The 25,941-nt window shown below is 54.9% G+C and carries 17 protein-coding genes; 6 read left to right on the plus strand and 11 right to left on the minus strand.

Annotation, left to right across the window (positions count from 1 at the left end):
- Positions 1 to 4: 4 nt before the first annotated feature.
- From J1G48_RS07950 to mdtA, 8 genes are all read right to left on the minus strand, one after another.
- Entirely contained in the window at positions 5 to 721 is a 717-nt protein-coding gene (locus tag J1G48_RS07950) for a DUF1266 domain-containing protein (RefSeq protein WP_000498587.1), read from the minus strand.
- A complete protein-coding gene (locus J1G48_RS07955) occupies positions 721 to 1,923 on the minus strand; it encodes a hypothetical protein (RefSeq protein ID WP_000141064.1) in 1,203 nt (400 codons plus the stop codon). Before J1G48_RS07955 ends, J1G48_RS07950 begins: the two co-directional genes overlap by 1 nt.
- 268 nt (positions 1,924 to 2,191) lie before the next feature.
- The gene (gene baeR, locus J1G48_RS07960) at positions 2,192 to 2,914 is read right to left on the minus strand and encodes a two-component system response regulator BaeR (protein ID WP_000137854.1); all 723 of its coding nucleotides are present in this window, start codon (positions 2,912 to 2,914) and stop codon (positions 2,192 to 2,194) included.
- Positions 2,911 to 4,314, minus strand: coding sequence for a two-component system sensor histidine kinase BaeS (gene baeS, locus J1G48_RS07965; protein WP_000870073.1), 1,404 nt, complete (start codon positions 4,312 to 4,314; stop codon positions 2,911 to 2,913). Before baeS ends, baeR begins: the two co-directional genes overlap by 4 nt.
- Positions 4,314 to 5,726: an MFS transporter gene (locus J1G48_RS07970; RefSeq protein WP_000137818.1), complete on the minus strand. Its 1,413-nt coding sequence runs from the start codon at positions 5,724 to 5,726 to the stop codon at positions 4,314 to 4,316. The genes baeS and J1G48_RS07970 overlap by 1 nt, the downstream gene beginning before the upstream one ends.
- Positions 5,723 to 8,803: a multidrug efflux RND transporter permease subunit MdtC gene (mdtC, locus tag J1G48_RS07975; protein WP_001210076.1), complete on the minus strand. Its 3,081-nt coding sequence runs from the start codon at positions 8,801 to 8,803 to the stop codon at positions 5,723 to 5,725. The genes J1G48_RS07970 and mdtC overlap by 4 nt, the downstream gene beginning before the upstream one ends.
- Positions 8,804 to 11,926 (minus strand): multidrug efflux RND transporter permease subunit MdtB, encoded by a 3,123-nt coding sequence (mdtB, locus tag J1G48_RS07980; RefSeq protein ID WP_001197783.1) that lies wholly within the window; start codon positions 11,924 to 11,926, stop codon positions 8,804 to 8,806.
- The gene (gene mdtA, locus J1G48_RS07985; RefSeq protein WP_000678819.1) at positions 11,926 to 13,167 is read right to left on the minus strand and encodes a multidrug efflux RND transporter subunit MdtA; all 1,242 of its coding nucleotides are present in this window, start codon (positions 13,165 to 13,167) and stop codon (positions 11,926 to 11,928) included. Before mdtA ends, mdtB begins: the two co-directional genes overlap by 1 nt.
- 282 nt (positions 13,168 to 13,449) lie before the next feature.
- Here mdtA and ibsA point away from each other — a divergent pair, with 282 nt between their 5' ends.
- A complete protein-coding gene (gene ibsA / locus J1G48_RS07990; RefSeq protein ID WP_001805500.1) occupies positions 13,450 to 13,509 on the plus strand; it encodes a type I toxin-antitoxin system Ibs family toxin in 60 nt (19 codons plus the stop codon).
- A 98-nt stretch (positions 13,510 to 13,607) separates the two neighbouring features.
- Here ibsA and yegD read toward each other — a convergent pair whose 3' ends face one another.
- Positions 13,608 to 14,960: a molecular chaperone gene (yegD, locus tag J1G48_RS07995; RefSeq protein ID WP_000469628.1), complete on the minus strand. Its 1,353-nt coding sequence runs from the start codon at positions 14,958 to 14,960 to the stop codon at positions 13,608 to 13,610.
- 133 nt (positions 14,961 to 15,093) lie between these two features.
- Between yegD and alkA the strand changes: the two genes are divergently transcribed.
- A complete protein-coding gene (gene alkA, locus J1G48_RS08000) occupies positions 15,094 to 15,963 on the plus strand; it encodes a DNA-3-methyladenine glycosylase 2 (RefSeq protein WP_000494704.1) in 870 nt (289 codons plus the stop codon).
- Here the strand turns inward: alkA and J1G48_RS08005 are convergent.
- Positions 15,931 to 18,921 (minus strand): MASE1 domain-containing protein, encoded by a 2,991-nt coding sequence (locus J1G48_RS08005; protein WP_000042939.1) that lies wholly within the window; start codon positions 18,919 to 18,921, stop codon positions 15,931 to 15,933. The two genes, alkA and J1G48_RS08005, sit on opposite strands and share 33 nt — an antisense overlap.
- Positions 18,922 to 19,251: 330 nt before the next feature.
- Here J1G48_RS08005 and udk point away from each other — a divergent pair, with 330 nt between their 5' ends.
- From udk to asmA, 3 genes are all read left to right on the plus strand, one after another.
- On the plus strand, positions 19,252 to 19,893 hold the full coding sequence (udk, locus tag J1G48_RS08010; protein WP_000132082.1) for a uridine kinase: 642 nt from the start codon (positions 19,252 to 19,254) through the stop codon (positions 19,891 to 19,893).
- Between the two features lie 90 nt (positions 19,894 to 19,983).
- Positions 19,984 to 20,565, plus strand: a complete 582-nt coding sequence (dcd, locus tag J1G48_RS08015) for a dCTP deaminase (protein WP_001234783.1) — start codon at positions 19,984 to 19,986, stop codon at positions 20,563 to 20,565.
- A 38-nt stretch (positions 20,566 to 20,603) separates the two neighbouring features.
- Entirely contained in the window at positions 20,604 to 22,460 is a 1,857-nt protein-coding gene (gene asmA / locus J1G48_RS08020; protein ID WP_001252257.1) for an outer membrane assembly protein AsmA, read from the plus strand.
- A gap of 85 nt (positions 22,461 to 22,545) precedes the next feature.
- Here the strand turns inward: asmA and J1G48_RS08025 are convergent, their stop codons facing one another.
- Positions 22,546 to 24,126, minus strand: a complete 1,581-nt coding sequence (locus J1G48_RS08025; RefSeq protein WP_000454721.1) for a TerC family protein — start codon at positions 24,124 to 24,126, stop codon at positions 22,546 to 22,548.
- A 674-nt stretch (positions 24,127 to 24,800) separates the two neighbouring features.
- Between J1G48_RS08025 and J1G48_RS08030 the strand changes: the two genes are divergently transcribed.
- Positions 24,801 to 25,940, plus strand: a complete 1,140-nt coding sequence (locus J1G48_RS08030) for a polysaccharide export protein (protein WP_000978076.1) — start codon at positions 24,801 to 24,803, stop codon at positions 25,938 to 25,940.
- Position 25,941 lies beyond the last annotated feature (1 nt).

The following is a 25,941-nucleotide window of genomic DNA, read 5'->3' on the forward strand; positions in this document are numbered from 1 at the left end:
TCCTTTAAATCGGCTCGAAAATTTTGAATTCATTCCACGGCAGTTGTCGCCAGCGGCTGACAGGGTCTTGCAGATAATGGGTGGCTTCCTGTAAATCCCGTCCGGCAAGCGCTGTTGGCGTGTCACGTAGCGTGAGCCATACCCGGCGAGCGCGAACGTAGGCGGTGGCGTAATCCTCCCAGGAATCAAAACAGTCCTGAGCGCGCTGGGCGTTGAGCAATAGCACCAGCCAGGCCTCGTTTTCGTTACACCAGCCGAGCCCGGCGATACAGCGGGTCAGAAAGGCGGTGCGCATACAGTCGAAGGCCAGCGCGTCGCGGACCTGGCCCTGGGCCGCCAGATGATGATAAAACGTGCGCGGCGAGCTGCCGATGCCCGCAGGCCAGCGGCGTAAGATATCCTCAACCTTGTGGCGTAACGCCGCGCCGTCGAGGTTTTCGCTCAAGCCCAGCTCTTTTTTTACCTGCTGCGCCAGATAGCGGCGTTTGTCATCGTCAAGTTTAAATACCAGCTCAACGCCTTTGATCGGTAGCCCGTTGCGCCGGGCGAGGATATCAGCTAGCGCCAGCGCCCATTGCCGCCGTCGGGTATCGCGACGCAGGTCTTTCAGGCGATCTTTTTCTTTCTCCTCGGCGATACGGGCCGCAATCAGCGGTTTGTTTTTTTTGTAGTTGCGCCAGCTAAAAAATAGGGCGGCAATAATAAGAACAATCCAGAACATTATTGCACCTCCTTGATGACAGGGAGGTAACGCGTGGTTTGTAGCGTCAGGCTTTCAATTTCGAAAGGTTCGCTACTGGTGTTTTTCCCGGCAAGCGTAGGATGCCATTCATGCTGCGGAAACAGCATTTCCGCAGCCGTCGCCACGTTAGGATCAACAACCTGAAGGTAGCGCAGTGCCTCCGGGGCGCTGTGCAGCAGCAGCCACTGTAAAGCCACCGGAGGCGTAGGGAAGTGCTCCATTAAATGAAAATTGTCATGCAGCACATTGAGCAGAAAATTGAGGTCATGAATATGAGTAATAAATTTCCAACCTGAATATTCCGGCGTCGATTCATAAACTATTCCCATCCCTTCGCAATCAGCGTGGCGCTCAGGAAGTGGTTGCAGATGGCGTAACAGAGATAAAACATCGTTAGCATATTTCTTAATAGGATGGCGATTTTGCTTACCTTTAATCTGATCAATGCTCAGGCCGTTATTACCAACCACCAGGCTTATTGTGACGTGGGGAATATTATTGCCGTCGCGCAGGCTGAACAGGCGAAGTTTTTGTTGTTCCATTTGCCGGGCGTAGTAATCGCCGTAGCCGCCGGAAAGCGCGCCTTTATTATCAAAATCTCCGTCGCAGTGTTGCATATGCCAGGATTCATACGCCATCTCACTGCGCAGGCCGGGATTTGTTGCATCAAGTTCAACCAGCACACCGTTATTCACCGTCATCACCGGTTTTAGCGCCTCGCTGTTGGAGGGATACCAACCTTGTTCACGCAGGCGCTGCATTTTTTGATGCTCCGCTTCGCGCATTGCCAGCACGGTAAAGCAGTTGATGCGCTGCAGTTTAGTTTCCAGCCGCGTTCCTTCCTGACGCGAAAGAAATTCCACTAAATCTCTTTCCATTGCCACAAGTTGCGGGTGCTGAACGTTAAGGTAGTAAAAGCGCTCATCGCCACCCAGCTTTGGCGCCAGCCAGGCGGGGATTTCTGCATCAGCGCTAAAATAAACGGCATAATCGGCGACGGAACGCACAGGATAAACATGAGGAAAGTCACCGATGATCCAACGATAAAAATGGTTGCTTAACCAGCGCTGGATATTTTCGCTGTCGCCGCGTTGTTGGCTCCGGGAAAAAATAGACGATTTTACATTTGGCGCATTTATTATATTGCGTGGTTTATAGCGGTGAGATGACGTTTCTGTCATAAAAATCCATGTATAATTAAGCTGGTATTATGTTTATGTATTTTTAGATTCACTTAATGAATTAATGCGCAATAAGTTTAAAAAACTACTCATAGTATATCGGTAAACTAAAAAGAGCGGCCAAATAATTTATTGTCCCCGACCGCGTTCGTCGTGGTTTTCGGGATACCGCTCGGCCAAAGGAAAGAGGACTGTGTGTTAATTCCGCCAGAATAGCGTTGGCGGAAAATATCGTCTTACGACCTTGTTATTGTTATGCCAATAATCATTATACCAGGCGACACGCATCCGCTTCCCAGCGATATCCCACCCCGTAGACCGCGCGTATAAATGACTGTTCGGCATCCAGCGATTCCAGTTTACGGCGCAAGTTTTTAATGTGGCTGTCGATAGTACGATCGGTCACCACACGGTAGTCGTCGTAGAGGTGGTTTAACAACTGCTCGCGGGAAAAAACTTTACCCGGTTCAAGCGATAAGGTTTTTAGCAGGCGGAATTCAGCGGGGGTTAAATCCAGCGCTTTACCACACCAGGAGGCCTGAAAGCGGCTTTCATCAATCATTAACGGGCTTTCGGCATCCTGCTGCTGGAGTTCGCGCTGCGGTTTACAGCGGCGCAAAATGGTTTTCACGCGGGCCACGACTTCGCGCGGGCTGTAAGGCTTACAGATATAATCATCGGCGCCGATTTCCAGCCCCAGCAGCCGGTCGATCTCTTCAATTTTGGCTGTGACCATCACAATGGGGATGTCGGAAAAACGGCGAATCTCCCGGCATAGCGTCAGACCATCGGTACCCGGCAGCATCAGATCCAGCAGAATCAGATCCGGCGGCGTTTGACGCACATACGGCAGTACCTTGTCGCCGTGATTGATGAGCGTGGGGGCGTAACTCGCCGCGCGTAAGTAGTCAATAAGCAGCTGACCCAGCTTGGGTTCATCTTCAACAATCAAAATGCGCGGCGTGTTTTCATCAATGGGTAATTCAGTCATACTTCTCTCTGTAAATCGCGATCCAGCGGTAACTCTACTGTAATGCTAACCCCGCCAAAAGGCGAATGAGCGGCGTGAAGATGACCGTTATGCGCGTGTACAATATTGACGCATATTGCCAGCCCCAGTCCAGAACCGCCGCTGGCGCGGTTACGGGACACTTCCGTGCGGTAAAAACGGTCAAAAAGCTTTTGTAACTGTTCATCGCTGACGCCCGGTGCAGAATCGGCAAAGGTCAGGAATAATGATTTGTCGCGTTGTTCGGCGGAAATATGCAGGCCGCCGCCGCTGTCGGTGTAGCGCAGACTGTTTTCCAGTAGATTATTAAACAGTTGCATCAGGCGATCCGGGTCGCCGAAGACGGTCATACTATCCGGCAACGCGTAATGTAGCGTTAGCCCCCGGCTGGTAAAGCGCTCTCTGAACGCGCCGCCAGCGACTTCCAACAGGGGAACAAGATCGACGGTCGTTTTTTGGTAAGCCAGCGCGCCCTCGTCAGACAACGACAGCTGATGCAGGTCGTCAACCAGTTTGGTAAGCGTACCGACTTCCGCCTGTAGCGAGGTAACCGATTCTGGCGTGAACTGGCGAACGCCATCCTGAATGGCTTCCAGTTCGCCGCGCAATACCGCCAGCGGCGTGCGCAGTTCGTGGGAAATATCCGCCATAAAGTCGCGGCGCATCTGCTGGTTTTTTTCCAGCGTACTGGCAAGCTGGTTAAAGTCCTGCGCCAGTTTTCCCAGCTCATCGGCGCTGGTTGGGGTCACGCGCGTGGTAAAATCCCCCGCCGCCAGTCTGTGCGTACCCTCGACCAACCGTTTGACCGGGGCGAGCAGGCCACGCGCCAGCAAAAACGTCGCCAGCGCGGCCAGCAACGTTGATAACGCCACGATCATCCAACTGGCGCGCCGCTGCTGCATATCAAAATTAATATCCGTATTGCGCGTCAGCCGCTCGACAGGAGAGGCGATAATCGCGCCGACTTCGGCGCCATTGACCAGAATGGGGCGGCGAGTACCGTCATGCGGCACCGGACCGCGTGGGCCGACCAGCACCCGGCCATTTTGATCGACGACCCAGAATTGGGTGCGCCAACCGTGCGGCGGCATACCGGGGCCGGGTTTATCCCGGTCGTTGTCATGCTCAAATGAACGCAAAATCTGGAAAACGAAGCGATCGTTGTTGCGTAAAAAACGCCAGTTGCCGTGTTGCTGGTACTGGTCGCCCAGCGCATCGCCCAGCATTTGTAGCCGCTGCTCGTTGCCGTGTTTGATATAGTCAATAAATCCGCGTTCAAAACTGACGCGCACGGCCCAATGCATACTGATCAGCAGCACGATGCAGGTGGCGAAAATCGCCAGAAACAGCTTGCCGGTGATTCCGGGCCGCCAGACTTTCATTACAGGCTCCTTTTACGCCGTGAAATGACCATGTTTTGCTGTGTATCGTTCGGCACGCGGGCAAAAATTATCGCCGGTAGCGCGATAATAACCGCCATACATAACCAGGTGTACATAAAGACGTGATGTGTGGCGCTACTGTCTATCCCGATATGCTGTTGGCCAAACATACCCAGCAGCATTCCGGCAATAGTGACGCCGATACTCATCGAGAGCTGCATAATCATCGATAATAAGCTATTGCCGCTGCTGGCCAGCGTATCGGGAAGGTCTTTTAGCGTTAAGGTATTCATGGAAGAAAAGCGCGCCGAGTTCACCATTCCCTGCAAAAGCAGTACCAGCGGCAGGAGATAATACCAGCCGAGCAGCGCGACCGACATAAACAACAGGCTAACCAATGCCAGTCCGAGCGTAGTCGCCACCAGAACCCGACGATAGCCAAAACGGTTAACTATCTGCACCACAATCCGCTTCATTCCCATGCTGCCTAGCACCATGGGGATCATCATCAAACCGGCATGAAACGGTGAAAAACCAAGACCAATTTGTAAAAAGACCGGCGTCATAAACGGCAGCATACCGCTGCCGATACGCCCGGCAAAACTGCCCAGCAACCCCAGTGAAAACGTGGGCGTGCGGAACAATCGCAGGCTGAATAACGCGCCTGAGTTTTTTTTGGCATGGAAGAGATAGAGCAGAATGGCTGCCGCGCCGCCCGCAGCAAGTCCGGCTAATGTCCAGGGCGAAATCCCCATGCTTTTACTACCATCCAGCGCCAGCGTGAGTACCGCCATGCCGATAGCTAACAGCAGGAACCCCGGCAGATCAAAGCGCCGGGTCTCTATGGTGTAGTTTGGCATCAGCATAAAGGTTGCCATAGCGCCGACGATTCCCACCGGGATATTGATCAGAAAGATCCAGTGCCATGAAGCATATTCCACCAGCACCCCGCCCAGCGCGGGGCCGAGTAACGGCCCGATCTGTCCCGGTAGGGTGACGAAGGTCATCGCCGCCATATATTGCGCGCGCGGCACGATTTTCATGACCGTCAGGCGTCCGACCGGCACCATCATCGCGCCGCCTACGCCTTGTAAAACCCGCGCTAATACCAGTTGATTAAGCGTGCCGGAAAGGGCGCAAAACAGCGAACCCAGCGTGAACAGCACAATGGCGGCAAAGAAGATATTACGCACGCCGATTTTATCTGCCAGCCAGCCGCTGGCGGGGAGCATTACGGCGACGGTAAGAACATATGACACCACTACCATGTGCATATGCAGCGGGCTTTCCCCCAGGCTTTTCGCCATGGAGGGCAGCGCAGTGTTGACGATGGTGGTATCCAGCGACTGCATAAAAAAGCCGAATGCCACAATCCAGAGTTGCCAGCGGGTATTGTCAGGAAGTTCTGTCATATTTCTACTACCGGTTTGCTATTTTTACGCGAAAAACGCAGCCGCAGACGATCGAAAAAGAGGTACACCACCGGCGTGGTATAGAGCGTCAGGAGCTGGCTCATGACCAAACCGCCGACAATGGTTATCCCCAACGGCTGCCGTAATTCCGAACCGTCTCCGCCAGATAACACCAATGGCAGTGCGCCGAACAGCGCCGCCAGCGTGGTCATCATTATTGGACGGAAGCGTAACAAGCAGGCCTGGAAAATGGCTTGTGCCGGCGTCAGGCCGCCGCTTCGTTGCGCTTCAAGCGCAAAATCGACCATCATAATGGCGTTTTTCTTCACAATGCCAATTAATAGCATGATCCCTATCAGGGCGATTAGGCTGAAAGGGGCATTGAAGAGTTCCAGCGCCAGAAGCGCCCCAACGCCCGCCGATGGTAGAGTAGAGAGAATGGTCAGCGGATGGACGTAGCTTTCGTACAGTATCCCCAGCACAATGTAGACGGTAGCGATCGCCGCCACTATCAAAATAAGCTGTGAATTCATGGTCTGCTGGAAGACTTGCGCCGTTCCGGAAAAACTGCCGCGTACCGTCGAGGGGACGCCAAGCTGCGTCATGGTGCGATTAATGGCCTCTGTCGCCTGCGATAACGATGTGCCGGTCGGCAGGTTAAAGGCAATCGTGGACGCCGCGGAAAGTCCCTGATGGTTCACCGACAGCGGCGCATTGGCGGGCCGCCATTGGGCGAAATAAGAGAGGGGAATCGCTTTTCCGTCACGGTTGATAACGAACATTTTCTCCAGCGCGCTGATATCCTGGCTATAGCGCGGATCGACTTCCATCACCACTTTATACTGGTTCATCGGCTGATAAATGGTGGAAATTTGCCGCTGGCCGAAAGCATTATTTAACAGACTGTTTGCGGCCTGAACATCAATACCCAGCCGTGACATGGTGTCGCGGTCGTAGATAAGGTTCATCTCCGCGCCGTTATCCTGCTGGTCGGAGTTTACGTCCGCCAGTTGCGGCAGGGCCGAGAGCGCTTTGCGTATTTTCGGCTCCCATTCGCGCAGCGCCGCCAGAGAGTCAGACAGCAACGTATATTGGTAACTGGCGTTAGCCTGCCGCCCGCCGACGCGAATATCCTGTACCGCCATCAGAAACAGCCTGGCGCCAGGTTCTTTTGCCAGTTTGACCCGCAGTCGATCAATGATTTGCTGCGCCGTCTCTTTGCGTTCGCCACGCGGCTTCAGCGTAATAAACATCATGCCGCTATTCACCCTCGATCCGCCGGTAAAACCAGTGACATTATTCACCGCCGGATCGTCGCGAATAATTTTCATAAAATCCTGCAGCTTGCCGCGCATGGCCTGGAAAGAGATGCTTTGGTCAGCCTGAATACCGCCCATCAACACGCCGGTGTCCTGCTCCGGAAAGAATGTTTTAGGGATGGCGATATAAAGCCAGATGTTCAGCGCAACGGTGCCAAGAAAAACCACCCCGACAAGACGCGTATGGTTAAGCACCCATTTTAACGACGTGCCGTAACCCTGTTGCAAGGCGACCAGCAAACGGCCAACGCCCCGTTTACGCGGTTGGGTGCGCGGTTTGCTTGATTTAAGCATCCAGCCGCACATCATCGGCGTCAGTGTGAGCGAGACCACCAGCGAAATGCCAATCGCCACCGAGAGGGTAACGGCGAATTCCCGTAATAATCGTCCTGGCAGGCCGCCCATTAACAGCAGCGGCAGAAATACCGCCACCAGCGACAGACTCATGGAGATGACCGTAAACCCGACTTCCCGCGTACCCTGTAATGCCGCCTGCAAAGGTTTCATTCCCGCCTCCAGATGGCGGGCGATATTTTCCAGCACCACAATGGCATCATCAACGACAAATCCGGTCGCGATAGTCAGCGCCATCAGCGACAGATTGTTGAGGCTGAAGCCGCACAGATACATGGCGGCGAAGGTGCCGATGAGCGAAACGGGAACGGCGACGGCGGGGATTAGCGTGGCGCGCCCGGAACGCAGGAATAAAAACACCACCAGGATCACCAGCGCAACAGAGATAGCCAGTGTCTCTTCTACCTCTTGCAGCGATGCGCGAATCGTCGGCGAACGATCCTGGGCGATTTGTAAATCGATAGCGGCGGGGATCATTGCCCGCAGTTCCGGCAGTTTTGCCCGGATGCCGTCGACCGTCTGAATAATGTTGGCCTCCGGCAGCTTGCGGATCATCAACAAAATAGCGGGTTTAGCGTTCGTCATCCCGGCGTTACGGACATCCTGCACCGAGTCAGTGACGCTGGCGACGTCGCCCAGGCGTACCGCCGCGCCGTTGTTATAGTGAATAATCAGCGGCTGATATTCGGCGGCGGTTTTCAGTTCGTCGTTGGTCTGGATTTGCCAGCGGTGGACGCTATCTTCAATTGCGCCTTGTGGTCGGCGTACGTTGGCGCTGTCGATCGCTTCGCGGACCTCATCCAGCGAGACGCCCTGGTTAAAGAGCGCCTGCGGGTTTAAGCCTACACGTACTGCGGGCAGGGAGCTGCCGCCGACGTCAACATCGCCGACGCCGTCAATTTGCGCGATGGTTTGCGCCAGTTGGGTAGAGGCGAAATCATACAGTTTGCCCTGTGACCAGCTCTCCGAGGTAAGCGTTAAAATCATAATCGGCGCGTCGGACGGGTTGGCCTTGCGATAAGTCGGGCGGCTGGGCATTCCGCCTGGCAACAAGCTTTGCGCGGCGTTAATGGCGGCCTGCACGTCGCGCGCCGCGCCGTTAATATCACGATCGAAATTAAATTCGAGAATAATGCGTGTACTGCCGAGCGAGCTGCTGGAGGTCATTTCATTGACGCCTGCAATGCGTCCCAAAGAACGTTCCAACGGCGTCGCCACCGACGAAGCCATGGTTTCCGGCGAGGCGCCCGGCAGCGAGGCGCTAACCATAATCACCGGGAAATCGACCTGCGGCAGCGGGGCGACCGGCAGCAGACGAAAGCCCAGAATGCCGCACAGCGTAATGGCGGCGGCAATCAAAATGGTGGCGACCGGGCGGTAGATGAAAAGGGCGAAAAAGCGCATCTACGCCTCCTCTTTATGGCGCGGAAAGCGACTTTTCACGTACAGCGACAGGCGGTCAAACAGGAGATAAATCACCGGTGTGGTAAACAGAGTTAATACCTGGCTGACCAGTAGGCCGCCCACCATCGCGATCCCCAACGGGCGACGTAATTCCGCGCCAACGCCGGTACTCAACATTAATGGCAATGCCCCGAGCAACGCCGCCAGCGTGGTCATCAGAATCGGTCGAAAACGCAGCAGACAGGCCTGGAAGATAGCGTCGCGCGGACTCATCCCCTGTTCGCGTTCAGCGGCGAGGGCGAAGTCAATCATCATGATGGCGTTTTTCTTCACGATACCGATCAGCAAAATAATGCCGATAATGGCGATAATATCGAGCTCGCTACCAGCGATGATCAGCGCCAGCAGCGCGCCGACGCCCGCCGTCGGCAGCGTTGAGAGAATCGTGATCGGATGGATAAAACTCTCATACAGCACGCCGAGCACGATATACATCGCCACCACGGCGGCGACAATAAGCCAGACGGTGCTGCCTAGCGCCGCCTGGAAGGCGAGCGTACTACCCTGAAACTGCGTTGTAATATCTGCTGGCAGGGCGAGCGTTTTTTCCGTATCGAGAATCGCCTGCACCGCATCGCCGAGCGAATAGCCCTCCGGCACGTTAAACGAAAATGTCGTAACCGGGAACTGATCTAAATGATTGATGGAGAGCGGAGCGAAGCGCTGCTCAATGCGGGCAATCGCGCTGAGCGGTACGGTGCCGCCGTCGCGGCTCGTCAGGCGAATCGTCTCCAGCGCCGCCAGGCCCGGCGTGCTGGCGGTATTATGTTCCAGCACGACGCGGTACTGGTTCGCCTGGGTATAAATCGTTGAAATCAGGCGTTGTCCGAACGCGTTGTAGAGCGCGTTATCCACATCCGCCATGCTGATACCCAGACGGCTGGCGCTGTCGCGGTCGACATTCACCCAGGCCGCTAATCCTCGATCTTGCCAGTCACTGCTTACCTCAGAGAGCTGTGGTAACGACTGTAGCGCGTTCTGCAGTTTTGGCACCCAGTGGCTGAGCGCATCGAGCGTCGTGGCCTGCAGGGTAAACTGATACTGCGTGCGGCTGACCTGCGTGTCGATGGTTAAATCCTGCGTCGGCTGGAGATACAGCGCCACGCCGGGAATCGTCGCCACGGCGGTTTGCAGCCGGGAGATCACCTGCTGCACGCGGTCATCACGCGCATCCAGCGGCTTGAGGTTAATTTGCAGGCGCGCGCTATTGAGCGTGGGGTTAGCGCCGTCTACGCCAACAAAAGTCGTCAGGCTTTGCACCGCCGGGTCCTGTAATATCCGCTCCGCCACCTGGCGTTGACGTTGCGCCATACTGGCATACGATGACGATTGCGGCGCCTGCAGCGTCCCCTGGATAATGCCGTTATCCTGTACCGGAAAGAACCCTTTCGGAATGACTATCCACAGCATAACGCTGAGCAGGAGCGTGGCGAATGCCACGCTCAATGTAAGCCACGGATGGTTGAGCACTTTCGCTAATCCGCGTCCGTAGCTGGCGATCACGCGGTCAAACATCCGCTCGCAGGCGCGGGAAAAGCGGTTTTGTTTACGCAGAGACTGCTGGCTGAGCATACGCGCGCACATCATGGGCGTGAGCGTCAAAGAGACGACGGCGGAGATTAAAATCGCTACCGCCAACGTCACCGCAAATTCGCGGAACAGTCGACCAACAATATCGCCCATAAAGAGCAACGGGATCAGCACCGCAATCAGTGAAAAGGTGAGGGAAATAATGGTAAAGCCGATTTCGCCCGCGCCTTTGAGCGCCGCCGCCAGCGGTTTTTCTCCTTTTTCGATGTAGCGCGAGATGTTCTCGATCACCACAATCGCATCGTCCACCACGAAACCCGTGGCGATAGTGAGCGCCATCAGCGTCAGGTTATTAATGGAAAAATCCAAAAACACCATCACCGCAAAGGTGCCGATAAGCGACAGCGGTACGGCGACGCCGGGAATAATTGTGGCGGGAATATTACGTAAAAACAGATAGATAATCATGACGACCAGCGCGATCGCCAGCATCAGTTCAAACTGGGTATCGCGCACGGAAGCGCGAATATTGGTGGTGCGATCGGACAGGACCGTGACCTTCACCGATTTCGGCAGGCTTTCGGTAAGCTGGGGCAGCATCTGGCGAATGCTGTCCGCTGTCGCAATGATATTGGCGCCGGGCTGGCGTTGAACGTTCATCACGATAGCCGGCGCTTGATTCGCCCATGCGCCGAGCCAGCTATTTTCCGCCCCCTGTTCGACGGTGGCGACATCGCCCAACCGTACCGGCGCGCCGTTTTGATACGCGATGATAAGCTTGCGGTATTCGTCGGCAGACTGCATCTGATCGTTAGCAGAAAGCGTCACCGCCCGCTCGGGGCCATCCAGACTGCCTTTCGCCGAGTTGACGTTGGCGCCGGTAATTGCGGTACGGACCGTTTCGCTGGTCAGACCGAGCGCGGCGATAGCCTGAGCATTCAGTTTTACGCGTACTGCAGGGCGCTGCCCGCCGGCAAGCGTCACCAGTCCGACGCCGGAGACCTGCGAGATCTTCTGCGCCACGCGGGTTTCTACCATGTCCTCTACCTGAGTCATTGGCATCGCGTTTGAGGTGACGGCAAGCGTCATAATCGGCGGGTCCGCCGGATTGACTTTGCTATAAATCGGCGGATTCGGCAGGTCGGAAGGCAATAAATTGGTGGCTGCGTTAATCGCCGCCTGTACTTCCTGCTCGGCAACGTCCAGCGGCAGCGTCAACTGAAACTGTAGCGTTACCACCGACGCGCCGCCGGAGCTTTGCGACGACATCTGCTTCAGTCCTGACATCTGGCCGAACTGGCGCTCAAGCGGCGCGGTGACGGCGGAGGTCATGACATCCGGGCTGGCGCCAGGGTAGAGCGTAACAACCTGAATAGTGGGGTAGTCGACCTCCGGCAAAGCGGCGACGGGCAGGAAGCGATAGCCGATAATCCCGGCGAGTAAAATCGCCGCCATCAGCAGAGTGGTGGCCACGGGGCGCAGAATAAACAGACGCGAGGGGCCGCCCGTGCTGCCCGGAGGTAATACCTGCATCAGGCGCGCGCTCCTTTTTGACCTTCATGGCGGGAAGGGGATTTTTCATCCGCCACGGTGGTTTGCGGCTCAACGACCTCGACTTTTGCGCCTTCCGTCAGCCGATCAATACCATCGGTAACGACGCGATCGCCTGCCGACAAGCCAGCGCTGATCACCACGTTTCGGTTATCCTGAATACCGATTTTTACCCGCTTCTTGCTGACGTTATTTTCGTCGTTCAGCACCCACACAAAGTGGCCCTCATTGCCCATTTGCACCGCCGCGGCAGGCACCACAACGGCATTTTGTTCGGTATCGACCAGCATCCGGGCGTTCACAAATTGATTGGGGAACAGCGTATCGTCCTGATTGGTAAAGCGCGCTTTAATTTTGATCGTTCCCGTTGTGGGATCAATCTGGTTGTCCAGACTGAGCAACACACCTTCGCTCAATTTGTGCGAGTTAGTCCGATCCCAGGCTTCTACGACCAGCGTTTTCCCCGCTTTCTGCGCCTGAACCACGGTCGCGATATCGCTTTCCGGCAGAGTAAAAATGAGATCAATCGGGTGCGTTTGCGTAATGACGACAATACCTGCGGTATCGCTGCTGGAAATCTGGTTGCCGACATCCACCTGTTTCAGACCCACGCGTCCCGAGACCGGGGCCGTGATACGACTCCAGTCGAGCTGTAACTGCGCGCTGGCGACATTGGCTTCATCCGCTTTAATGGTTCCCTGGGTTTCGTTGACCAGCGCCTGTTGCGCATCCAGTTCCTGACGGGAAACCAGATTGGTTTTTGCCAGTTGCTGATAGCGCGCCAGATCACGACGCGCATTCGCCAGCGTAGCGTTATCTTTCGCCAACTGTCCCTGAGCCTGCGCCAGGGCGACCTTAAACTGGCTGGGATCGATTTGCGCCAGCAGATCGCCTGCGTTGACCTGCTGACCTTCCTGAAAGTGCAGGGAGATGAGTTGACCATCCACGCGGCTACGCACCGTAACGGTATTCGCGGCGGTCACGGTACCCAGCCCGCTCAGATAGCGCGGTACGGCCTGCGTGGTCGCGGTCGCGGCCTGTACCGGCGCCAGAGGGCCGTCGCGCATACCGCGGCGACCTGCGGCGGCGGTATGCGGCGCTTGCGCGGCGACGCCCGGCGCGGCGGTCGGGCTTTCGCTACGGCTATGCCAGAACCAGAATGCGGCGGCGGCCACTACAACCCCAATCGCTATTGCCCAGCGGAAAGTATTACTGCCTTTCATCGGTATAAGTTTCTCATCCTGAAACGTTTTGCGGAATGTTGCTTCCTCTATTGTAGTCAGCAGGGAAGGGAGAAAAATGGAGGAATTATGGAACACGGTCGGGATTATTCTGAATGGCGACTCGCTTTGCGAGGCGCTACGCAACTCTCATCGGTGAAAATCGTTAACGCGCCGGAGTGCGGTAAAGTGGCGGCACGGCAATGAAGGTAAGCCACCGATTTCAGCAGGACGCTGAAACGGGAAAGCCCCTCCCGAGGAAGGGGCCAAAATAAGGAAAGGGTTATGATGAAGGTAGTCATCATACTGGTGATACTCTTAGTGATTAGCTTCCAGGCTTACTAAGACACCAGGGGGAGGAGGAATCCTCCCTAACCCTCACTCCTGACGTTAAGCCACATCAAGAATAATGTCAATCCATCAGCGCTGGGCTTGCGAGGCGCTTAGCGGAAAACGACCTCTGCCCAGCGAGCCAGTCCTGCGGTGACGGAGCCGAAATCATCGCCGCCAGCGACGGGTATGCCCGGTAACTGTTCGGAAAGCGCTTTTTTAATCAATGGCGAACGGGCGCTGCCGCCGGTCAGATAGATGACATCCGGTTTTTCCTGCGCGCTGTCCAGCGCCAGTTGCACCTGTTCCAGAATACGCGCCAGCGGTTGATCCAGCGCCGCTTCCAGTCCTTGCTGGCTGATAGCGACCGCAAGGTCGTCGCTGATAAATGGCAGCCTCGCCGTAACATCCGCCTGGCCGGAAAGGGCGATTTTGCTCTCTTCCGCGCAGCGTACCAGGCGGTAACTAAGCCGCTGACGCCAGACCTTGAGCAGCAACGCGACCTTGTCTGCTTCACGCGCGTTGCGAACCAAATCGTTCAACAGACGACCATTCGCGCTACTGTAAAAATCGCTTTGCGCCGGGACGTCGTTAATCGCCACGGCGTTCCACCACGGCAGCACCGGTAGGGCGATGCCTTTTTCGGTTTCGCCGCCCATGCCCAGCAAAGGCATCAGATTTTTAAAGGCCAGCGCGATATCCAGATCGTTTCCGCCCACGCGGCAACCGCTGTGCCCCAACAGGCTGTTTTCACGATCGGCGCGCTGACGCCACTGCGGCCCCATCAGCAGCATGGAACAGTCGGTGGTACCGCCGCCAATATCCACGACCAGCACACGCTTCTCTTCCCGCAGCGTAGCTTCGTAGTCCAGGCCCGCCGCAACCGGTTCATACTGGAATACCACCTCCTGAAAACCGGCGCGTTTTGCCGCCCGCTCCAGAATACCCTGCGCCTGGCGGTTCGCGTCATCGCCGCCGAGTCCCTGAAAGTTGATCGGGCGACCGATCACCGCCTGGGTAATGGCCTCCGGCAATTGGCTGTGCGCCGTATGACGAATATGTACCATCATGGCGCAGACTAAATCTTCAAACAGCGCGACCTGCTGCGGTTTCAGGCCGCTGGCGCCTAAAAAGGATTTCGGCGATTTGACAAACCAGACCTCCTGGGGATCGTCAATATAGTGCGCCAGCGACGCCAGACCAAACTGTACGCTTTGCGCGCCAACCTCAATATCTTCCTCGCGGTTGTAGCGTATCGCGCGGCGTAGCAGCGCCTGGGTTTCTTCGTCCGTTGCCGGCACATCATGATGGCGATACAGCCACTCGCTCACCGCTTCGCGCGTCGGCGCGCACAGCATAGACGGCAGTAATGCGCTGTTATTCTCCATTGTCAGCAACTGTGGATGCCCGTCGCGCATAATGGCGACCGAGCAGTTTGCCGTACCGTAATCAAATCCGATAAACACCTTAAAATCCCCATGCCAGTGAAGAAGGGGCGTGACTTTAGCGAAATGTCGTCGCGGCGACAACTGGAATATGAAAGCAAGGCGTTACGTGCGATTAGCGTTTATGCTGAAAGGTCAAATAAAGGAGAAAAGTATGTTTACCCTGAGCTGGCAGCCGCCTTACGACTGGTCGTGGATGTTGGGCTTTCTTGCCGCGCGTGCGGTGGACGGCGTGGAAACGGTAGGCGAGGGCTTTTATGCGCGCAGCCTGGTGGTGGGCGAGCATCGCGGACTGATCAGCGTGAGCCCCCATCTGCCCACCCACACTGTGCAGGTCAGCGTGAGCGCCGGATTACTTCCCGTCGCGCCGGCGTGTCTGGCGAAGGTTTCGCGTCTGTTTGATCTTGACTGCCAGCCCGCGCAGGTTGCCGCCGTGCTGGGGCCACTGGGCGAGGACAGACCGGGGCTGCGTTTACCGGGATCGGTTGATACGTTTGAACAAGGCGTGCGGGCGATACTGGGGCAACTGGTGAGTGTCGCGATGGCGGCAAGGTTGACGGCGAAAGTGGCGCGCCGCTATGGCGAGGCGTTGCCGGATGCGCCCGATTATGTCTGTTTTCCCGGTCCGGAAACGCTGGCGTTGGCCGATCCGCTGGCGCTGAAAGCTCTGGGGATGCCGCTGCGGCGCGCCGAAGCGCTGATTCATCTGGCGCAGGCGACGCTGGCGGGAAAACTGGCGCTCGCCGCGCCGCCGGATATTGAGCAGAGCGTTAAAAATTTACAAACGTTTCCGGGAATTGGCCGCTGGACGGCGAACTATTTCGCCCTGCGCGGTTGGCAGGCAAAAGATATCTTTTTACCCGATGATTACTTAATTAAGCAGCGCTTCGCCGGGATGACGCCCGCGCAGATCCGTCGCTACGCGGAGCGCTGGAAACCGTGGCGTTCCTACGCGCTACTGCATATCTGGTATACCCACGGCTGGCAACCGTCAATGGATAGCGAAATAGCTGGTATTCAGTAATAAATCCAGCGGTTGCGCTTCGGCGATAGTGTCGCCATAAATCAGATCCACGCCAATACAGGAGAGCGTATCCAGCACCTGTGGGTTTTGTACCGGCCCGGCGAGCGTTTTGATGTCCAGATGCTGGGCGTGTCCCTGGATGATCGAGGTCAGCATTTCATCCATTAAACTTTCATGAACGTTGGCGATAAGGTCGCTATCCAGCAGTAAATAATCGACGATATGCGGGGGCAGTAAATTAAACAGCTGTAAATCGCGCCCGACATGGCTGAGAATCACCTGGCAGCCGCGTTGCCGCAGTTTTCGCAGAGTCGCAGCGGCGGTCTGCGCCTGCTTAACGATAACGTCAGCCGGGATAATCAGATGTAATAACCGTGGCGGCAGTGGGCTATGCTCCAGTTGTTCCAGCAGCTCATCAATAAGGGTCGCGCTGTATAATCCCGCGGCGGACAGCGGCAGCGCAACGCTTAATCCCTTGCTGGCGACGGCGGTCGCCGCATGGTGGAAAAACTCATGGAATACCCGTCGGTCAAGCGCGTGATGCAGCGCGGAGTCGGCTAACCCTGCCCGGAACGCGCGCTCTTCCAACACTTCCCCTTCGCTGGTCCACAGCCTGAGTGAGACCAGCCAAAAGCTGGTGGCCTCCGGCGTACGCGGCGGCGCGACGTTTCTGGCAAGCATCAGCAGGTGGTTATTTTTAATCATATGCCACTGTTCTTCCAGCGGCATCATTCCCTTTGAGGAGGTTAATGCGTGCTGCGGTTCGTACACGGTCAGACGGCCGCGACCGCTATTTTTCGCGGCGTAGCAGGCTATATCGGCCTGAGACACGACCTCTGTGAGCTGGCAGTTATGTTCATTTATCATTGTGATCCCGGCGCTGGCGCCGATCCGATGCAGGCGTCCTTCCCACATAAAGTGATACTCATTAACGGCGTTGATAAGCCGCGTCACGATAAAGCGTGCGCTGTCACTATTACAATCCGGCAGCAACAGGCCAAACTCATCGCCACCCAGACGGGCCAGAAGATCGCCGGATCGAAGCATACTGAGCATCAGTGACGCGAGTTCGCGCAATAAGGCATCGCCGGCGGCATGTCCCGCGCTGTCGTTAACCGCTTTAAAACGGTCCAGATCGATAAACACCAGCGCATGATGTTGAGGCGATTCCTGTATTGTTTGCAGGCGCTGTTGAAGCTGTTTTTCAAAACTAGCGCGGTTGGCAAGATGGGTGAGGGCGTCATGCGTTGCGCTGTAGCTGAGCTGGCGTAACATTTTTCGTGATTCGGTAACGTCCTGGATAACCAGAACCGAACCAATCTTATCGCCGTCAAGCGTACTGAGCGGCGTGATACTGTAATGAATATCGTAGCTGCCGCCGTTATGACAATGGAGCACTATCTCCTGTTCCATGTCCGATCGCGACCTGTCGGCGCGATAAATATCCTCCAGCAGCGGCCCCTTATCACCTGACGTAATGCGCAGAACCGTTAATAATGGCGCGCCTAAAGCATCCTCTTGCCGCCAGCCGCTCATCTTCTCGGCGATCGGGTTCATAAAGGTGATATTCATCGCGACATCAATACACACCACCGCTTCTCCGATAGAGTCAAGCGTGATGTGCAACCGTTCTTTTTCCTGAAACAGCGCGTCGTTCGCTTGTGTAATACGTTCCATCAACCGCTGGTTTTCCTGCTCGCTTTGCTTGAGATCGTTAATATCTTCAATCTGAGCAATAAAATAGAGAGGTTTATTGTCTTTATGACGAACCAGCGAGACGGCCAGTAGCGCCCAGACGACATCGCCGTTGCGGGTGTAGTAGCGTTTTTCCATGGAATAGCTATTGATGTCGCCGCGCACCAGCATGTTTAGCTGTTCAAGGTCATTATTCAGGTCTTCCGGCCAGGTCAATTGCTGAAATGTCATCGTGCGTAATTCATCCTGGCTATAGCCAAGAAAATGGCTCAGAGATTTATTGACCTGTAGCCACTGACCCTCCGTACCGACCAGCGCCATACCAATGGCGGAATACTCCATCGCGTTGCGAAAGCGGGATTCGCTCTCGGTGATATGTTTGCGCTCCGTGCGAAACGCGTACATCACCATCGTCATCATATTGGCAGGCAGCAGGATCATTAAAAAAGGCAGCCACGGCATATTGACCATCACGTCGGTTTTCGGCGTGGCGAGCAGCGTGGGGTCATTGGCCAGCATGAGCGAGACCACGATAACGGTAGCTAAAAAAATTAAAAACGCCTCCATTCGCGGCAGGCGCACCGCACTCCACATCAACAGGACGATAACGCACGTAAACGGCCACGGAATATAGCGCATAGCGAGCCAGCTTAGCGCCAGCGTAATGACCAGCGTCAACAGCGTTTCCAGCAACAGATGCGGGTCGCGATGACGCAATAGATAGTGTGGTTTAAACAGTAAACCTAACGGCACCAGCGTCAGCGCGCCGATGGCTTCCGATAATACCCAAATCAGAAACGCTTTCGAGGCGACCGCTTCCGGCGCTATCAGCCAAAATAACAGGCCGCCGAGTAGCGGCGGAATCACGGCGCTGCCGATAGCCAGACGAAACCAGTCATTCAAATTTTGTAAGGGATTGTAGCTGGGGAGCAGTTTTCGCAGCAGTATCGCGCCAGTGGCCGCCTCGATAATATTTATTGCCGTCCAGCTAAAGTTAAGCGAGGCGGCAGGAAATAAAGTCAGTGAGGCTCCGATGCTGCCGAGCGAGCAGGCGACCGCGATCCCTGGCCACAGACGGCCCGCATGGCGGTAAAACGCGACCATCATAATGGAGGTGGGGAACCACAGCGGCGCGAGTTGGGTGCCGACACGCGATAATACGAGCGAAAAGAGCGTAAAGACAAACGCGACCAGGCCTAAACTGACCAGACGCAATAGCGGGTGGGGGACGGTAACGAAAACATGTTGGGATGGTTTACTCATTACCACTCTATCCGAATCGCCGGTAACGTCGCGGAATACCGGACGCGTCAGTTTACTCTGTGATTATGCTAGTATAAACGCGTAATGATTTATACGCTGGCTGAATATAAATTGTGGCTCCCGGCGTATTCCTCCTCCAGACGGGGCGATAAATCCGCTGTCCGCGTTAAAACTGAACGCTTTTACGTCGCGACGTCGAATACGCCGCCAACAAATTCACCGTGGCATAGCGCCGGACTGGTATCGCGCTGCTGAAATCCCTATAATTGCCGCGTTTGGCGTTTCGGCGCCCCCCTTCCTTACATCCAGGTTAATCAGGTCGCTAAATTTATGACTGATCAGTCTCATCAGTGCGTCATTATCGGTATCGCTGGCGCATCGGCTTCCGGCAAGAGTCTTATTGCCAGTACCCTTTACCGCGAATTGCGTGAACAAGTGGGTGACGAACATATTGGCGTTATTCCCGAAGACAGTTATTACAAAGATCAAAGCCATCTGTCGATGGAAGAACGCGTAAAAACTAACTATGACCATCCGAATGCGATGGATCACAGCCTGCTATTTCAGCATCTTCAGGCGCTCAAGCGCGGTTCGGCGATTGAATTACCGGTATACAGTTATGTTGAGCATACCCGTATGCAGGAAACGGTTCGCGTAGAACCGAAGAAAGTGATTATTCTTGAAGGTATTCTGTTACTGACCGACGCGCGTTTGCGTGAAGAGATGAACTTCTCTATTTTTGTCGATACGCCGCTGGATATCTGTTTGATGCGCCGTATCAAACGCGATGTGAACGAGCGTGGTCGCTCAATGGATTCGGTGATGGCGCAATATCAGAAAACGGTGCGTCCGATGTTCCTGCAATTTATTGAGCCTTCCAAACAATATGCGGATATTATCGTGCCGCGCGGCGGTAAAAACCGCATCGCTATTGATATTCTGAAAGCGAAAATCAGCCAGTTCTTTGAATAAATCTGGCGAATTGTGTACCGTTCAGTGATAACCTGGTTAGCCCTTGATGTGCTTGATTTAAGGGCTTGATGCGCGAAAGGAGAAAGTGCCATGCGTTTATGCGACCGAGATATTGAAGCCTGGCTGGATGAAGGCCGTTTGTCTATCACCCCGCGACCTCCCGTAGAGCGCATTAACGGCGCGACGGTCGATGTACGTCTTGGCAATAAATTTCGAACCTTCCGTGGCCATACGGCGGCGTTTATCGATCTGAGCGGGCCGAAAGACGAGGTCAGCGCGGCGCTGGATCGCGTGATGAGCGATGAAATCGTTTTGCCGGACGGCGAGGCATTTTATCTGCATCCGGGCGAGTTGGCGCTGGCTGTCACCTTTGAATCCGTTACCCTGCCGCCGGATTTAGTGGGCTGGCTGGATGGTCGCTCCTCGCTGGCGCGTCTGGGATTGATGGTGCATGTGACGGCGCACCGTATCGATCCCGGCTGGTCGGGCTGCATTGTGCTTGAGTTTTACAACTCCGGGAAGCTGCCGCTGGCGTTGCGTCCGGGTATGCTCATCGGCGCGCTGAGCTTTGAGCCGCTGTCCGGCCCGGCGGCGCGGCCTTATAACCGCCGTCAGGATGCCAAATATCGCGATCAGCAGGGCGCTGTCGCCAGCCGGATTGATAAAGACTGAGCCATTCGGCGCAATACTGCCGGTCCATTGAGGGTAGCATGAGACGATTTCTGACGACGCTGATGATTCTCCTGGTCGTGCTGGTGGCCGGATTCTCTGCGTTGGTATTGTTGGTCAATCCGAATGATTTCCGCGCCTATATGGTGCAGCAGGTTGCCGCGCGTAGTGAATACCAGTTGCAACTGGACGGGCCGCTGCGCTGGCACGTATGGCCGCAACTCAGCATCCTTTCCGGGCGAATGACGCTAACGGCGCGAGGCGCCAGCGAACCGCTGGTGCGGGCTGACAATATGCGCCTGGATGTCGCTTTATGGCCGCTGTTGAGTCATCAGCTTCATGTTAAGCAGGTGATGCTGAAAGGCGGGGTGATTCAACTGACGCCGCAAACGGAAGCGGTACGCAGTGATGATGCGCCGGTCGCGCCGAAAGATAATACCTTGCCGGACGTAGCGGAAGATCGCGGCTGGTCGTTTGATATTCGTAGCCTGCGCGTTGCCGACAGCGTGCTGGTTTTCCAGCATGAAAATGATGATCAGGTCACGGTGCGCGATATTCGTCTGAATATGGAACAAGATGCCGAGCATCGCGGCACGTTTGATTTTTCGGGACGCGTGAACCGCGATCAGCGGGATCTTGCTTTATCGTTCAGCGGAACGGTGGATGCTTCCGATTATCCGCATAACTTAACCGCGGGTATTGAGCAACTGCGCTGGCAATTGCAGGGCGCGGATTTACCGGCGCAGGGGATTGAGGGGCAGGGACAGCTGCAGGCGCAGTGGCAGGAGGCGCAAAAACGTCTTTCATTTAACCACTTAAATTTAACGGCGAATGACAGTTCTCTGACCGGACACGTTCAGGTAACGCTGGCGGAGCAGCCGGAATGGCAAATTGACCTCCAGTCCAGCAAGCTTAATCTGGACAACCTGTTGCCGCATCATAGCGCCGTGGCTCAGACGGGCGGCGCGGTGTCGCAGGGGCAAAATACGCTCCCCCTGACCAGGCCAGTTATCGCGTCGCGTGTTGGTGCGCCGCCTTATCAGGGGCTGCAAAGCTTTACGGCGGAGATTGCTTTACAGGCGGATTCAGTTCGCTGGCGGGGAATGGACTTTACCCAGGTTTCGACGAAGATGTCTAATCAGGCCGGATTGCTGGATATTACCGAGTTGCAGGGGAAACTGGCCGACGGAGAGATGTCGCTGCCCGGCACGCTTGACGCCCGCACCGCCAGTCCACGCATCGAGTTCCACCCTCGCCTCAACCATGTTGAGATTGGGACTATCCTGAAAGCCTTCAATTATCCGATTAGCCTGACCGGTAAGATGTCGCTGGTTGGCGATTTCTCCGGGGCGGATATTGACGCGGAGGCATTTCGCCACAGCTGGAAAGGAAAAGCGCATGTTGACATGAGCAATACGCGCCTCGAAGGAATGAATTTCCAGCAACTGGTGCAGCAGGCCGTAGAGCGAAGCGGCGGCGACGCGCAGCAGTCGCAGGAAAATATGGACAACGCGACCCGACTGGATCGCTTCACGACCGATCTGACGCTAAATAAGGGCACGCTGACGCTCGACGACATGGTCGGGCAATCTTCTATGCTGGCGTTAACCGGCAGCGGAACGCTGGACCTGGTTAAGCAGAGCTGTGATACGCAATTTAATCTGCGTGTGCTGGGCGGCTGGAACGGCGATAGCAACCTGATCACCTTCCTGAAAGAGACGCCGGTGCCGCTGCGCGTCTATGGCAAGTGGCAGGAGCTGAACTATACCCTGCAAGTGGATCAGTTATTGCGTAAGCATTTACAGGATGAGGCGAAGCGTCGGCTCAACGACTGGGCGGAGCGCAATAAAGATACCCGCAATGGTAAAGATGTGAAGAAACTGCTGGATAAGCTGTAGTTTTTGGCCAAAGGGCAGAGCCGGATGGCAAGGCTAACGCGCCTCCGGCCTGCCTGGTAAGCAGGCCGGGGCAGGTGAACAGGCGTTACATCTCCTGGTCTGGCTCGCCGTTATGCAGCGGAATTAACTGCACTTTCTGCACTCGATGGCTTTCTACCTGCAATGTTTTCAGCAAATAATCACCCACCTGAACCTCTTCACCGGTTTGCGGTATGCGCTGCAAATATTCCATCAATAATCCGGCAATCGTATGGTATTCCCGTTTTTCATCCAGCGGTAGCGGCACGTACTGCACCAAATCCTCCAGCGGCATATGGCCGTTTGCTGTCCAGGAACCGTCCGGGTTCTTCTGAATATCGTGGCGGGCGTCAATTTCCTCGACTTCATTCGGCAAATTACCGGCGATAGTCTCCATGACATCGCTTAATGTCACAATGCCTTCAACCGAGCCAAACTCATCTACGACAAAGGCAAAATGGGTTCTGGCGTTACGGAACTGCTCCAGCGCAGGCAGCAGCGGCAATGTTTCCGGGAAAACCAGCGGTTGGCGAATCAGCGCCCGCAGGTTGAGCGGTTCGCCGCGCAGCGATTGTTGCAACAGATCGATGACGTGGACGACGCCGAGTAAATCTTCCTGTTCATTCTCACCCGTCACGACCAGACGCGTATGCTGGTTCTTTTCCAGCAGAGCGCGGATTTCCGCTTCCGGCGCGTTGAGATCGATATGCTCGATATCGTGACGCGACGTCATGATGCTACTTACGGTGCGCTGGTTGAGATTCAGCACCCGCTTAATCATCCTGCGCTCCTGCGGATTAAAAATCTGGCTGTCGTCATGGTCTGCCAGCATCGCGGCGGTTTCCGCATCCAGTTCGGCATCCTCTTTTTTACCGCTAATCAGCCGCATCACGGCCTCCGTTGTGCGCTGGCGCAGCGTATGGTTAGCGGAAAGAAAACGGCGGCGGTTAAAAATAGCCAGTTGGTTGAGCGCCTCGATCATCACCGAGAAGCCGATAGCCGCGTACAGATACCCTTTCGGAATGTGGAAACCAAACCCTTCCGCCACCAGGCTAAAGCCGATCATTAGCAGGAAGCTAAGACACAAAATGACAATGGTGGGATGGTTGTTCACAAATCGGGTCAGTGACTTGCTGGCGAGCAGCATCAGGCTAATGGCGATTATCACGGCCGCCATCATGACCGCCAGGTGATCGACCATCCCCACGGCGGTAATCACGGAGTCGAGAGAAAAGATAGCGTCCAGCACCACGATTTGCGCGACCACCGCCCAGAATTTCGCCCCCTTACGCTGGGTAGGGTTGGCGCTATCTTTCCCTTCCAGCCGTTCGTTGAGCTCCATGGTGGCTTTAAAGAGCAGGAAGAAGCCGCCGAACAGCATAATCAGATCGCGGGCGCTAAAGCTTAACGCCTGTACGCTAAAAAGCGGCTTAGTCAAGGTGACCAGCCACGAGATTGACGCCAGCAGCAGCAGGCGCATGATCATCGCCAGTATCAGGCCGGTAATGCGCGCGCGGTCGCGCTGCCCCGGCGGTAGTTTTTCAGCGAGGATGGCAATAAAGACCAGGTTATCAATGCCGAGAACAAGTTCGATAACGATTAACGTTACCAGTCCGGCCCAGATTGACGGATCGGCAATCCATTCCATAGTAAGAGCAATACCTTCTGTAATATGATAATTGTCACAATTCGATCATGGATAATACGGCGGAAAAATGCAATGCCGCAGCGCAATTTATCTTTGTTACTCGGCTATAAAATAACTTTAAAATAGCCGTAATGTTTCTGTCAGAAATTAAATAATGTCAAGAATATATTTAGGAAATATCGCAGGTGGAGTGGAGTAAATAAATATTGTCAACATCAATAAAATCCTAAAATCATCTGTTAATTCATTTAATATTAATCTTAAAAATATAGAATGGCGGGTTTGTTACCTTGCCTGTCATTAGGTTAGCTGCAACAATTCTTGCAGGATTAAGATAGCGCTCTTAAATATCCTGTCACGACATCGAGAAAACTATTAATACGTAACCTTTATTTCGCTGAAGATTTTTATCTGAACGAGGATAAAATCTGAGGGGAATGCGAAAATTTAGAATAATCAGTGTATTGGTAGCTAAGAAGCCAGGGGCGGTAGCGTGCCTGAAAGCCTGAATATAAGCCTTTATTATTCTGTCAATAGCCTGCGGATGAATTGATTTTTTTTCAGAATGATGCCAGTTAATTTTCTCTGCCATTAACTGCAAGGTAAATGTGCACGGACGAAGCCGCTATTTAAATTGCACAGGATAATGACTCTGCCAAAGTGATAAATAATCAATGATGAAATCCAAAATGAAATTGATGCCATTATTGGCGTCGCTCAGCTTGATAAGTGGTTGCACAGTACTTCCGGGCAGCAATATGTCTACGATGGGGAAAGATGTGATCAAACAGCAAGACGCTGACTTTGATCTCGACCGGATGGTCAATGTGTATCCGCTGACGCCACGGCTGGTTGAGCAATTACGCCCGCGGCCCAATGTCGCGCAACCGAATATGTCGCTGGACCAGGAGATCGCCAGCTATCAGTATCGCGTCGGGCCTGGCGATGTGCTGAATGTCACCGTCTGGGATCACCCGGAATTGACCACGCCAGCGGGCCAGTACCGTAGCTCAAGCGATACCGGCAACTGGGTACAGCCGGACGGCACCATGTTTTATCCCTACATTGGCAAGGTTAGCGTCGTCGGTAAAACTTTGTCAGAGATTCGCAGCGATATTACCGGGCGTTTAGCGAAGTACATCGCGGACCCGCAGGTGGATGTCAATATCGCCGCTTTCCGCTCGCAAAAAGCGTATATCTCCGGCCAGGTGAATAAATCCGGTCAGCAGGCCATTACTAACGTACCGCTAACCGTCCTGGATGCGATTAACGCCGCGGGCGGCCTGACCGATATGGCGGACTGGCGCAACGTCGTGTTGACGCACAACGGCAAAGAACAGCGCATTTCGCTACAGGCGCTGATGCAAAATGGCGATCTTAGTCAGAACCGCTTGCTCTACCCTGGCGACATTCTGTATGTGCCGCGCAATGACGATCTGAAAGTCTTTGTCATGGGCGAAGTGAAAAAACAGAGCACCCTCAAAATGGATTTCAGCGGCATGACGCTCACCGAAGCATTGGGCAATGCGGAAGGCATCGATCTGACCACCTCCAACGCCAGCGGCATTTTTGTGATTCGTCCGTTGAAAGGCGAGGGGGAACGCGGCGGCAAGATCGCCAATATCTACCAGCTTGATATGTCTGACGCCACGTCATTGGTGATGGCGACGGAATTCCGACTTCAGCCTTACGATGTGGTGTACGTCACGACCGCGCCGGTTGCTCGCTGGAACCGTCTGATCAATCAGTTGCTGCCAACCATTAGCGGTGTCCGTTATATGACGGATACGGCCAGCGACATTCATTCCTGGTAAT

This window comes from Salmonella sp. SAL-020 (assembly GCF_017372215.1).
Taxonomy (GTDB): Bacteria; Pseudomonadota; Gammaproteobacteria; order Enterobacterales; family Enterobacteriaceae; genus Salmonella; species Salmonella enterica.

Coding starts and splice junctions, on each gene's coding strand:
- J1G48_RS07950 (WP_000498587.1), bottom strand. CDS start 721: ATGTTCTGGATTGTTCTTATTATTGCCGCCCTATTTTTTAGCTGGCGC.
- J1G48_RS07955 (WP_000141064.1), bottom strand. CDS start 1,923: ATGACAGAAACGTCATCTCACCGCTATAAACCACGCAATATAATAAAT.
- baeR (WP_000137854.1), bottom strand. CDS start 2,914: ATGACTGAATTACCCATTGATGAAAACACGCCGCGCATTTTGATTGTT.
- baeS (WP_000870073.1), bottom strand. CDS start 4,314: ATGAAAGTCTGGCGGCCCGGAATCACCGGCAAGCTGTTTCTGGCGATT.
- J1G48_RS07970 (WP_000137818.1), bottom strand. CDS start 5,726: ATGACAGAACTTCCTGACAATACCCGCTGGCAACTCTGGATTGTGGCA.
- mdtC (WP_001210076.1), bottom strand. CDS start 8,803: ATGCGCTTTTTCGCCCTTTTCATCTACCGCCCGGTCGCCACCATTTTG.
- mdtB (WP_001197783.1), bottom strand. CDS start 11,926: ATGCAGGTATTACCTCCGGGCAGCACGGGCGGCCCCTCGCGTCTGTTT.
- mdtA (WP_000678819.1), bottom strand. CDS start 13,167: ATGAAAGGCAGTAATACTTTCCGCTGGGCAATAGCGATTGGGGTTGTA.
- alkA (WP_000494704.1), top strand. CDS start 15,094: ATGTTTACCCTGAGCTGGCAGCCGCCTTACGACTGGTCGTGGATGTTG.
- J1G48_RS08005 (WP_000042939.1), bottom strand. CDS start 18,921: ATGAGTAAACCATCCCAACATGTTTTCGTTACCGTCCCCCACCCGCTA.
- udk (WP_000132082.1), top strand. CDS start 19,252: ATGACTGATCAGTCTCATCAGTGCGTCATTATCGGTATCGCTGGCGCA.
- dcd (WP_001234783.1), top strand. CDS start 19,984: ATGCGTTTATGCGACCGAGATATTGAAGCCTGGCTGGATGAAGGCCGT.
- asmA (WP_001252257.1), top strand. CDS start 20,604: ATGAGACGATTTCTGACGACGCTGATGATTCTCCTGGTCGTGCTGGTG.
- J1G48_RS08025 (WP_000454721.1), bottom strand. CDS start 24,126: ATGGAATGGATTGCCGATCCGTCAATCTGGGCCGGACTGGTAACGTTA.
- J1G48_RS08030 (WP_000978076.1), top strand. CDS start 24,801: ATGATGAAATCCAAAATGAAATTGATGCCATTATTGGCGTCGCTCAGC.